Genomic DNA, 11,080 nt, shown 5'->3' on the forward strand with positions numbered 1-11,080 from the left:
GCAGACGGGGTTACGGCGGTATTTCCGGGAAGGGACAAACCATGGGTGGCACGGGCGGAACGATCGAGGCGACCGACGCAGTTGACGCGACAGCGGGTTACATCGACGGACTCGCCTACGATGCGTGGGGGCCGGCGAACGGAATCCCGGTCGTCCAGCTGCACGGACTGACATCCAGCCGCGCCCGTGACGTGGTCCTTCACCTGGACCTCACCGCGGGGCAGGACCACCTGCGCGTCCTGCGCTACGACGCTCGTGGACACGGGCATTCTCTCGGAGCGAGGATCCCGGCCCTGTACCACTGGACCTCCCTGGCACGTGACCTCGGCAAAATGGTGCATTTCTTCGACGAGACAGGGCCGGACGGCCGGACCGTCACCCCGGCGGTGCATGCGGTGGGGCAGTCCATGGGCTCGGCGACGATTCTCACTGCGGCGGCATCCGACCCCGCCACCGCCCGTGAGCGTTTCGCCTCTCTGGTGCTGGGAATCCCTCCTACCGTGTGGGAGTGGCGCGGTGACCGGGCCGCCATCTACGAGGCGAACGCCAAGTTCGTCGAAGAGCACGGTCTGGCGGCGTTCGCCGAGACCACCCGGGCGGAACCGGTGCCTCCGACCAGGGCCGCCGACGTGCCGTTCACCTGGCCCGACATCGACCAGTCACTGCTGCCGTCGGTGTACCGGGGGGCCGCGGGCAATGACCTGCCACCGCGCGAACGGATCGCAGAGCTGGGCCGTACGGGGATTCCGGTGTTCATGCTCGGCTGGGGGGAGGACAAAGGCCATCCGCTGGCGGTCATGGAGGAACTGAAGAAGCTGCTGCCGCAGGCGAGGACGACAGTGGCCCGGACCCCGGAGGATGTCGCGGAGTGGCCCGGCCTGATCGGACAGTTCATCCGGGAGCATGCGTGAGCCTGCCGGGGTTACCGGGCGCTTTCACAGTGCCTGCACCGGACGCGCCCGGACAGTCCACATCCCGGGGACAACTCGGTGCGGACAACGAAAAACCGGAGGTCACCAACTCTTTCGAATTGGTGACCTCCGGCCCTGCAGTTCGTGAACTGCACAGCGTGCGCCCGGAGGGATTCGAACCCCCAACCTTCTGATCCGTAGTCAGATGCTCTATCCGTTGAGCTACGGGCGCTTTCCTGTTGTTGCCGGATCGCCCTGCAACGAGGACATAGCTTACACAGCGACCCGGCGCATCACAAAGAGGCAGCTCAGTACGGGTTATCCCGCGTTCTCCGGCGCCATGCCGGGAAGGTCAGGGCCCGCCCGGGCCGGTCAGGTCGGGTCCCAGGTCAGTCCCAGGTCAGGTGAGTCTGCTGACCAGCCACAGCGGAGCGACCCGGAGCAGGAGCGCCACGCCCCTCCACGGAAGGACCGGGACGAACGCCCTTCGTCGGCGTTTCTCCACCGCAGTCATGATCGCGCGCACTCCGGTCTGCGTGGAGACCATGAACGGTGGCCGCCGTCCCCCGGCCGGACTGTCACCGGCCGGACTGTCACCGGCCGAGGCCCCGCCGGTGATCCCTGCGGTCATCTCCGACTCGATGAAGCCCGGCAGCACCACCGTCACATCGACCGGCAGCCGTGAACGCAGGAACTCACTCTGCAGGCCCTCCCCCAGGTTCGCGACGAACGCTTTCGTCGCTCCGTAGGTGGTCACCGCACCGCGGTTGCCCCGCACCGCCGACACCGAGGACACCAGGACGAGGTGTCCTCTCCCCTGTTCCCGGAAGATCTCGGTGGCCGCCTCCGCCTGTGCGAGGGCTCCGAGGACATTGGTGACGGCGGTCTCCCGGTTGGCTTCAGGGAAACCGGACCCGATTTTCCTCCCCTTTCCCAGGCCCGCATTGACCACGACCCTGTCGAGGTGTCCCGCGTCGGTGTCGGCGGTTCTGAAGACTCTGCGCACGGCGTCGGCATCGGTGACGTCGAGGGCGTAGGTCCGCACCGTGACCGTGGGGAAGGACGCCGTGATCTCCGCGGCGAGGGCGTCAAGCCGGTCGGTCCTGCGGGCACACAGTGCGAGATCGTGTCCGAGCGCAGCGGACTGGCGGGCGATCTCAGCTCCGATCCCGGAGCTCGCCCCCGTAATGAGAGTGGTGAAAGTCACGTGGGTGGGCACGGGTCCGAACCTAACAGAAGTACCCCGTGTCCGGAGGCTGTTCGCCGGGTCCGGTCACGGGGTACAAGAAAAGCGTGCGTCCGGAGGGATTCGAACCCCCAACCTTCTGATCCGTAGTCAGATGCTCTATCCGTTGAGCTACGGGCGCCCGCTGTTTCCAGCGACTTCAGTCTCCCCGGCACACCACCAGACGGAATACGTCACCCTGCCCCGGGGTACACCACACACCCCGTATAGCGGGACAGGGGCCACAGTGTCCGGAACTCACCACAAGATCCGGACGGCACACTGACGCATCCTCACGAAAGCCGTGGGAAACTGAAGTGGCGGAGACGAGAGGATTTGAACCTCCGGTCCTCGGTTAAGAGGACAACTCATTAGCAGTGAGTCCCATTCGGCCGCTCTGGCACGTCTCCACGCCGTCGCACTCACGCAACGGCTTTTGTCACCCTACATCAGCCCCCGCGGGGCCGACAAACCTGCACGGAGACTAGGCTGTTGACCATGATAAGGCCTGCTCTGTCCACCCTCCCGTCCTACGTCGCCGGCCGCAGTGACCCGCAGGGGGTGAAGCTGTCCAGCAACGAGAGCTGTCGGGGGCCGCTGCCCGGTGTGGTCGACGCCGCAGCACACGCTCTCGCAGAGTCCAACCGGTACCCGGACATGGCGGCCCTCGAGCTCCGCGCCTCAATCGCACGGTGGCTCGACGACGACTCCGCCCTCAGCCTCACCGCCGAGAACGTCGCCGTCGGTGCGGGGTCCTCCGCTCTCATCCAGCAGGCCGTCCTGGCGTGTTGCCGGGGTGGTGACAACACTGCCGCAGACAGCTCCGCAGAGAGCGCCGGACAGGGCGCTGCACAGGATGACAGACAGGGCTCCGGCGACTGTGCTCCGGTGGCGGACCAGGTCATCTACCCGTGGCGCAGTTTCGAGGCCTACCCGATCTTCGCCAAGGTGGCGGGTGCCGAGGCCGTGGAGATCCCCCTGACTCCGGACCTGCGCAACGATCTTCCCGCGATGTCCGCCGCCGTGACCGACCGCACCCGGCTGGTCATCGTCTGCAACCCGAACAACCCGACGTCGACCACCGTGTCCCGGACAGAGCTCGAGGAGTTCATCGACTCGATCCCCGACGACGTCCACATCCTGCTCGACGAGGCGTACTACGAGTACGTCCGTGACGAGTCCTCCCCGGACGGTCTGAGTCTGCTGGACAGGCACCCCGGTCTGGCGGTCGCGCGGACGTTCTCCAAGGCGTTCGGGCTGGCCGGTCTGCGGGTCGGTTACGTCATCGGACGCCCCGGGTTCATTGACGCGCTTAACAAGGTCTGCATCCCGTTCAGCAACAATGCCGTGGCCCAGGCCGCCGCGGTCGCGAGTATCGCCGCCCGGGAGGAACTGCTCGGCCGCACCGACGAGACCGCCGTTCAGCGTGAGCGGGTTCTGGCGCGTCTGCCTGAGTCCCTGCGTGGGCAGGCCGAGGCGAACTTCGTGTGGCTTCCGCTGGGTGACCGTGCCCGGGAGCTCACCGACGCAATGGCGGCCTGCCACGTGGCGGTCCGTTGTTTCGACGGCGAGGGTGTGCGCATCACCGTGACCGACGAGGCGGAGACGGATCTGCTGCTCAGCGTGCTCGATGTCGTGGACATCGACAAGTTCGCACGTCCTTAACAGTGGTGTAACCCGGGGGGCGGACCATTCGTACATGGACACACCGACCTTCTCCCCCCTGTTCGCGACCCGTCCCGCCTCCACCCCGGCGGTCCACGATCTCGCCGGGTTCAACGCCGCGCCCGCCGAGCAGCTCACCACACTGCTGACGTTCATGACCGCCTGCCGGGAACTTGCCCGCACCATCGTGGTGGGAAGACCGTACCTGCGGGACGGGGACGTCTACAACGCGGCGGCGAGGTCGCTCCACACTCTGCCGACCCCGCTGATCAAGGGGATCGTGGACGTGCACCGCCCCATCGACCGGGTGCCCCTGATCGAGGACGCCGCGAACGCGGGATCGTTGAGCGCAGACCAGATCGCCGAACTGCGCGAGGCGGCACTGGGATATGCGGCGGTCCAGGGACACCTGTTCATCGCCGACCCTGAGGTGTGGGGTTCCCCCGAGGCCGTCGCAATGATCCCAGTGTCCGACCCGCAGGCGGTTCCCCCGGTCGAGGAGGTCTACACCCGACTTCTCGCTGACGTGGACCGGCGCACCGCCCTGCCACCGGCGAAGGCCTGGGAACTGACCGTGGCACACCTCGAGGAGTCCAACCGGCTCAAGCTCGAGACCCTTCTCGGAACCGGGGCCGGCGACTGACCGCAGGGTCCGCGCCACCGGGAGCATGACGGGGCCCCGGCGTCCTTCCCGGTGGAATCAGTACCCGGCGTCCTTCAACGTCCCCGGAATGTACCCCGCGGAAGGGTCGGTGACCACGCAGGTGACCGTGCGGTCCCCACGTGCCCAGCTCTCTTTCGACGGGGCGTAGGTCACGACATCGAAGACGGAGTAGGCGAAGGGGTAGCCGATGTAGTCCTCGAAGGCGTCCCCGGTGCACACGGCGGCGGTGAGCCGGTTCATCTTCTGCCCCGGGAAGAGGACTTCGTTGTCGAGCTCCCGCTGCTCGAACACCTCACCGACATGGGGCAGGTCACAGTCGGTCTTCGTCACCCCGGTCGCGGAGTCAGGGACGGTGTCGTCGAGGACGCCCGGCTCCGATGCACTCGTAGTGTCCCGGGGCTCGTCGGGGACACCGTCCCCGTCCCGGTCCCCGCCGTCGTCATTCTGCGGGGCAGAGCGGGTCGTACGTTCCTCTGTGCCGGACGGGGCCACTGTCCCTGAGCCTGCGCCCCGCACACCACGGGCAGGGGTCTCCGACGTGGTGGCGGGACCCGTGGCGTCACCGGTATCTTCCCCCGGTTCCTCCCCGGTGCCCTCTGCCGCGCCCCGGTCCCCGAGGTCAGCGACACAGTCACCGACGGTGAGCCCGAGCGTCACCGGATCCGCCTCCGTCGTCCCGGCCGCGGACGTGCCCGACGTCGGTGAGGTGGTACCGGCACCCCCGGACGGATCCGCACTGTCGTCCCCGGAACTGCACGCGGTCAGGAGCAGGGCGGTGACGGCGGCAGTGGTCAGGACACCGGCGCCCGTGAATGGCCTTGGCATGTGGCCGATTCTAGAGGCCGGCCCCGTCACACCGGGAACAGGGCGCCGGTCAGGGCCTCCACCACTGCCGTGTCGGGACGCCGGTGAACCCGTCCTCGTCCGGCTTCACCCCGAGCACCTGGTGCAGCTGGACCTTGTTGTGCTCGAAATGCCACTCGGCCCCGGCCATGTACAGTCCGAACAGGCGGGCGGTGGGCTCCCCCACCAGTGCAACGGCTTCATCCCAGTTCGCCACCAGCAGCTCACACCAGTCGTGGAGGGTGCGCTGGTAGTTGGGGCGCAGGTCCTCCTCGTGGACCACGTCGAAACCGGCGTCCTGCATGATCGTGATGATCCGGCCGGAACCTGTCAGCTCACCGTCGGGGAAGATGTACCGGTCGATGAACTGGCCGGTCTTCGTCCTGACGTTGTTCGGACGGGTGATGCAGTGGTTGAGCATTCGCCCGCCCGGACGGAGCTTCCCGTAGAGGAACGAGAAGTAGGCGCCGTAGTTCTGCACGCCGATATGCTCGAGGATTCCGATGGCGCTGACGGCGTCGAACTTCGTCTCCCGGATGTCGCGGTAGTCCATGCACCTGACCTCGGCGAGATCCTGCAGCCCCTCCTCCTCGATCTTCGCACGGCCCCACTCGTACTGCTCCTGTGACAGTGTCACACCCAGTGCCTTCACCCCGTGGCGGGCCGCGTACCTGACCATTCCACCCCAGCCACAGCCGACGTCGAGGAGCCGGTCACCCGGCTTCAGCCGCAGTTTGTCGAAGACGAGACGGTGTTTGTTGTCCTGTGCGGCGGTCAACGGAGCATTGGCGTCCCCACCTTTCGGCCAGTTCACCGGATTCCAGTCCCCGTAGGGGCCGGGGATGTTGTCGAGCCCCTCGTCCTCCGGGTAGTAGGCACAGGTGTAGGCCATCGAGTCGCCGAGGAAAAGCTCGTAGAAGTCGTTGCCGACATCGTAGTGGCGGCTCACGACCTCCTTGTCACGCTCCCGGGAATGCCTCGACAGTCCTTCGAGCAGTGCCCGCTTCCACCCTGGCAGGGTCTCCTGCGCCGGGGCGGGCTGGAACCGGAACGCCCCCAGCCGCTTCAGACTGCGCGCGATCGCAACCGTGTCGGACGCCGTGGGCCTGTGGAACTGGCCGTAGAGATGCTGCAGGTGGTCGAAGACTGCGACGGGGTGTCCCGGGTGTTCGCCGCTGACCCGCAGGCCGCCGGTGATGTACGCCCGGGCCAGACCGAGGTCACCGGGTGCGGTGACCGCGTAGGCGAGTGCATCCGGCGACGTGATGTCGAGGTGCAGCGGGGCGTCCTCCGGTCCGGCGGTGGAACCGTCGAATGCGGTGACACGGAAGGGCATCGGCGGTGCGACGCACTTCTCCACGATCTGTCCCACGGTCAGTGGGGTGAAAGCGGTGCGGCTGCTGCTCATCAGCGACTCCTCTTCATTGTCTTCTTCTGCGGTCTTATTCTGCGCTGGATCTTGCTGTGTCGTGCTGGGCCGTACTGTGCCGGGGCCCGGGTCAGGACCGTCCGCTCAGACGCCCCGGACCGTCTTCTCGTACAGTCCGGGGAACCGGCCGTCCGGGTCGTAGACGTCCTTCAGCTTTCCCGGAAGGTCACCGCCGTACAGCGCGGCGAACTGCTCAGGGGTGTAGAACGCCTCCGAGTACAGGGACTTGTGCCCGCCGAGACCGGCGACAACCCGCTCGATCTCCCGGTTGAAGGCACCCGGCGCCGCGTCAGGGCCGGTGAGGTCGGCGGGGACCGAGGACCAGAACCCCACGTTGACCCAGGTCGTCCCCGGGGTCAGCGGGTACAACGGCCAGGGACTTGATTCTGCGGTGTCCGTGTCCAGGACCCCGGTCCTGCCCACCAGTTCTCCGGCGTCCCCGGCCAGACGGATCGGGCACAACCACACCGGCTCAATCTCGCAGTGGGTGAAGAACCAGGTCAGGAACTCCGGCAGTTTGTCCGGGGTGACCTCGATATCCTGGACCACCCTCTCGCGCGGTGGACGCCCGTGGTGAGCCTCGATCCTGTCGGCGATGTCGAACCTGCGGTCAAGTCCGATGATCTTCCAGTAGAAACTGGACCTCAGCAGATCGCGGGGCCAGAGGGTACGGACCGTGGGATTCTGGGCGCCGAAAGCCCGGTTGCACCAGAACCAGTCGATGTCCCAGCGCCAGATGTAGTCGCGGACGGTCAACCTGTCGTAGCTGACCCCCCGGGGATGCTGGAGGGAACGGTAGTAGATCCGGCCGCGGGTGTAGTCGCTCACCGGGCCCGGCTCACCGGTCTGCCTGCCCAGGGTCAGGTAGGCCTCGTCGAGGCTGAACACCACCCCGTCGAGGTAGTCGACCTGCTCACCGGCGTACTGCCTGGTCTCACTGATCTCGGCGAGCGCACGCGACGCCGACTCCACGTCATCGAACCGGACATGCCGCAGAGCAACATACGGCTGCACCTTCTCGCACACGATCTTCAGCCGCACCGCGTACCCCAGCGACCCGTACGAGTTCGGGAAACCACGGTAGAGGTCGGTGTTCCGGGTCGGCGAGCAGGTGAGGATCTCACCGGTTCCGGTGAGCACGTCCATCTCCCGGACCGCCTCGTGCGGCAGGCCGTTACGGAAACTCGTGGACTCCACCCCCATCCCGGTCACCGCCCCTCCGAGAGTGATGGTCTTCAGCTGCGGGACGACCGTGGGGGCCAGGCCGTAGGGTAGGAGCGTGTCCACCAGATCCTCGTAGGTGCACATTCCCTGGACGTCCGCGGTGCAGTTCACCGGGTCAACGGCGATGACACCGTGCAGTCCCGAGACATCGAGCCCCTCAAGATCCCCGCTGCGCCCCCTGAAGAGATTGGAGGTCTTCTTCGCCAGTCTCACCCGGCGCCCCGGGGGAACAGCGGCGAAACTGTCCTTCAGCCGGCGGACGGCCCTGTCGTGCTCGAACCAGCCCACCGGAGCCAGACTGCGCTGGTCAAGTCCATTTCCTACGTGGATGCAGTCGGTCAACCTACCGGCTATGCCGACTGCGGCGTCCTTCAGGCTCATGGAGAGCAACTGTAGTCCTACCCTGGACGGCATGCCTGTGATGCCCGAACTTCCTTTCAGCGCCGGACGGCGTCCTCTCATGGAGGCCCTGTCCAGCCGCGGAACAGCTGTCGTCCAGGCACCTCCCGGAACCGGCAAGACGACACTGGCCCCCCAGTACGTGCTGGAGTTCCTCCGGGACGCCGGCAGAACCGGGCGCGTCATCGTCACCCAGCCCCGCCGCGTCGCCGCCCGCTCCTCGGCCGCCCGTATCGCGGCGCTGCGGGGGTCGAAGACCGGTGGGGAGGTCGGCTACACCGTTCGCGGTGACCGGAAAGTCTCCGCCGGCACGCTGATCGAGATGGTCACGCCGGGAGTCCTGCTGCGCCGCCTGCTCTCCGACCCGGACCTCGACGGGGTCGACGCCGTGGTCATCGACGAGATCCACGAACGCCACCTGGAATCTGACCTGGTGTTCGGCATGCTCGCCCAGCTGCGGGAACTGCGCGGCGACCTCGGTGACGACCTCGTCGTCGTCGCCATGTCCGCCACCCTCGACGCCGCACAGTTCGCCCGACTGCTCGGCGGGGCCGACGGGCCGGCACCGCTGGTCGACGTCCCCTCCCCCGTCCACCCGTTGGAGATGCACTATGCGACGTCCCGGGACTCCGTCACCAACCGGGACCGCCGGGACCGCAGCGCGGTGGAGGACCTGGTGACCGCCACCGTCCGTCGCGCCCTCGCGGAGACGGCACCCGGTGCGAACGGCACGGGCGGCACGGGCGGCACGGGCGGCACGGGCGGCACAGGAGGGGATGTGCTCGTCTTCGTGCCCACCATCCGGGGCACGCAGACGGTGGCGTCCGCACTGTCCCGGGACGGAGTGGACGCCGTCGCCCTCCACGGGCGACTGACCCCCGCCGAACAGGCACGCATAGTCAGCGACCGCAGCGGTGACGGGAACCACGGAGGCGGGGACGGACCACGTCGCGTGGTCGTGGCCACCGACGTCGCGGAATCCTCGCTGACCGTCCCCGGCGTCCGCGTGGTCGTGGACTCCTGCCTGTCACGGGTGTCCCGGCGCGACACCACCCGCGGAATGTCGGTCCTGGTCACCGAGACCGCCTCACAGGCGTCGATGACCCAGCGCGCCGGACGCGCCGGACGTGAGGGCCCGGGCACCGTATACCGGTGTCTCACCGCCGCGGAGTATTCCAGAGCCCCGGTCGCGTCCCCGCCGGCAGTCCTGACCAGTGACCTCACCGCCGCGATGCTCGACGTCGCCTGCTGGGGCTCACCGGGAGGGACAGACCTGCCGCTGCCGGACCCCTTCCCCGCCCCCGCCGCAGAAGCCGCCGCAGAAACGCTGCGGAGCCTCGGTGCCCTCGACACCTCCGGTGCGGTCACCGGGTACGGACGCCGGCTCGCGGAGATCCCTGCCGACCCCCGGCTGGCGCGGGGCGGACTCGTGGCCTCACGACGGGTCAGCACCGGCACCGTCGCCAAGGTTCTCGCCGTACTCGACGGAGGAGCCGGACCGGTCGACGACCTGACCCGGAATCTGCCGTCCGCGAAAGACCCGGTGGTCGCCAGGTTCCGCAGAATCCTGGAGGACGCCGCGACGCAGGGCGGGCGCACGGGGAGCAGCCTGCACGGTACCGACGCTGTCGCATACACCCTGGCGTGCTCCTTCCCCGGACTCATCGCCCACCGCGTCGACGACAGGGAAGACGGTGGCGGCCGAAGCAGCAGTGGCAGCCGGGGCAGCCGGGGCGCCGGACCGAATTCTCCCGGGTCCCACGGTCAGCGCTATCTCACGGTCTCCGGCACCGGCGCCGTGTGGCGCGACGCCGGGGGCACCGGGGCCCCGGAATGGATCGCCGTCGCCGACATCACCGGGGCGTCCACCCGCTCCACCGACGGCACCGGAGCAGTCATCCGCGCCGCCGTCCCGCTGACGGAATCGCTCGCCTTCGAGGCAGCGGCACCGCTACTTCACGACGAGGTGACCTGCACCTGGACTCCGGGAGGCCCTTCCGGCAGGCTCAGCGCACGTCGTGTCCGTGGGCTGGGGGCGGTGGAACTGGCGTCCACCCCCGTGTCCGTGAAGGACCTGGCCGCCGGGGAACGGGAGAAGGCGGTGCGCGCCGGGCTGGCCCGGCACGGACCGGGCGTCCTGGAGTGGTCGTCCAACGCCGCCGAACTCCGTCGACGTATCCAGTACCTGCATGACCGGCAGGTCGAAGGCTACCCGGATGTGGCGGACTCCGGCGGAGCTGTGCAGCTCACCGAGTTCGTCGTCCCCGACCTGGCGGCAGGACGCCGTCCGGACCTGGCCGGACTTCTCCGCGGACTGGTCCCGTGGAACCGGCACCTCGACACTGATGCACCGACCACTCTCACACTGCCTTCGGGCCGCACGGTCCGGTTGCGGTACCCGGACGTCGGGTCAGGTGGCCCGGTGGTCGTGGTGACGAAACTGCAGGACTGTTTCGGTCTGGAGGCGTCTCCGGAGATCGCCGGGCGTCGGGTGCAGTTCCAGCTGACCTCCCCGGCGCAACGGCCGCTGGCGGTCACCGATGACCTGGCCAGTTTCTGGGCCGGTCCCTACCACCAGGTCCGTTCGGAGATGCGGGGCCGCTACCCGAAGCACGCCTGGCCCGAGAATCCGTGAGCAGACCTGGATCACCGCTGAAACCTGCGCGAAATGCGACGGTGCAATACTCTGTCCGGTCAGAGGTGGACAGCCGGACGCTATA

8 protein-coding genes and 3 tRNA genes are annotated in these 11,080 nt (G+C 68.0%); 4 read left to right on the forward strand and 7 right to left on the reverse strand.

The genetic code is table 11. From position 1 onward, the window contains the following. Positions 1–41 precede the first annotated feature (41 nt). Positions 42–911 (forward strand): alpha/beta fold hydrolase, encoded by an 870-nt coding sequence (locus tag E0E18_RS07125; RefSeq protein ID WP_110480936.1) that lies wholly within the window; start codon positions 42–44, stop codon positions 909–911. 159 nt (positions 912–1,070) lie between these two features. Here the strand turns inward: E0E18_RS07125 and E0E18_RS07130 are convergent. The 4 genes from E0E18_RS07130 to E0E18_RS07145 form a co-directional block, all read right to left on the reverse strand. Beyond that, positions 1,071–1,143, reverse strand: a tRNA-Arg gene (locus E0E18_RS07130). A gap of 168 nt (positions 1,144–1,311) precedes the next feature. After that, positions 1,312–2,130, reverse strand: a complete 819-nt coding sequence (locus E0E18_RS07135) for an SDR family oxidoreductase (protein WP_130839927.1) — start codon at positions 2,128–2,130, stop codon at positions 1,312–1,314. Between the two features lie 75 nt (positions 2,131–2,205). Next, a tRNA-Arg gene (locus E0E18_RS07140) sits at positions 2,206–2,278 on the reverse strand. Positions 2,279–2,454: 176 nt separating this feature from the next. Beyond that, positions 2,455–2,546 (reverse strand) — tRNA-Ser (locus E0E18_RS07145). A gap of 88 nt (positions 2,547–2,634) precedes the next feature. Here E0E18_RS07145 and E0E18_RS07150 point away from each other — a divergent pair. After that, a complete protein-coding gene (locus E0E18_RS07150) occupies positions 2,635–3,801 on the forward strand; it encodes an aminotransferase class I/II-fold pyridoxal phosphate-dependent enzyme (protein ID WP_110480926.1) in 1,167 nt (388 codons plus the stop codon). Between the two features lie 34 nt (positions 3,802–3,835). Then, a complete protein-coding gene (locus tag E0E18_RS07155; RefSeq protein WP_066588306.1) occupies positions 3,836–4,444 on the forward strand; it encodes a hypothetical protein in 609 nt (202 codons plus the stop codon). Between the two features lie 57 nt (positions 4,445–4,501). Here the strand turns inward: E0E18_RS07155 and E0E18_RS07160 are convergent, their stop codons facing one another. The 3 genes from E0E18_RS07160 to E0E18_RS07170 form a co-directional block, all read right to left on the reverse strand. Beyond that, positions 4,502–5,290: a septum formation family protein gene (locus E0E18_RS07160; protein WP_130839929.1), complete on the reverse strand. Its 789-nt coding sequence runs from the start codon at positions 5,288–5,290 to the stop codon at positions 4,502–4,504. 49 nt (positions 5,291–5,339) lie between these two features. After that, entirely contained in the window at positions 5,340–6,716 is a 1,377-nt protein-coding gene (locus E0E18_RS07165; RefSeq protein ID WP_130839931.1) for a class I SAM-dependent methyltransferase, read from the reverse strand. A gap of 105 nt (positions 6,717–6,821) precedes the next feature. Further along, positions 6,822–8,342, reverse strand: coding sequence for an FAD-binding oxidoreductase (locus E0E18_RS07170; protein WP_066588308.1), 1,521 nt, complete (start codon positions 8,340–8,342; stop codon positions 6,822–6,824). Positions 8,343–8,382: 40 nt separating this feature from the next. On the opposite strand from E0E18_RS07170, the gene E0E18_RS07175 reads away from it, so the two are divergent. Then, positions 8,383–10,995: an ATP-dependent RNA helicase gene (locus E0E18_RS07175; protein ID WP_130841295.1), complete on the forward strand. Its 2,613-nt coding sequence runs from the start codon at positions 8,383–8,385 to the stop codon at positions 10,993–10,995. The last annotated feature ends 85 nt before the right edge of the window (positions 10,996–11,080 follow it).

Origin of the sequence: Corynebacterium neomassiliense, from assembly GCF_900626215.1 — a bacterium.
Lineage (GTDB): Bacteria > Actinomycetota > Actinomycetes > Mycobacteriales > Mycobacteriaceae > Corynebacterium > Corynebacterium neomassiliense.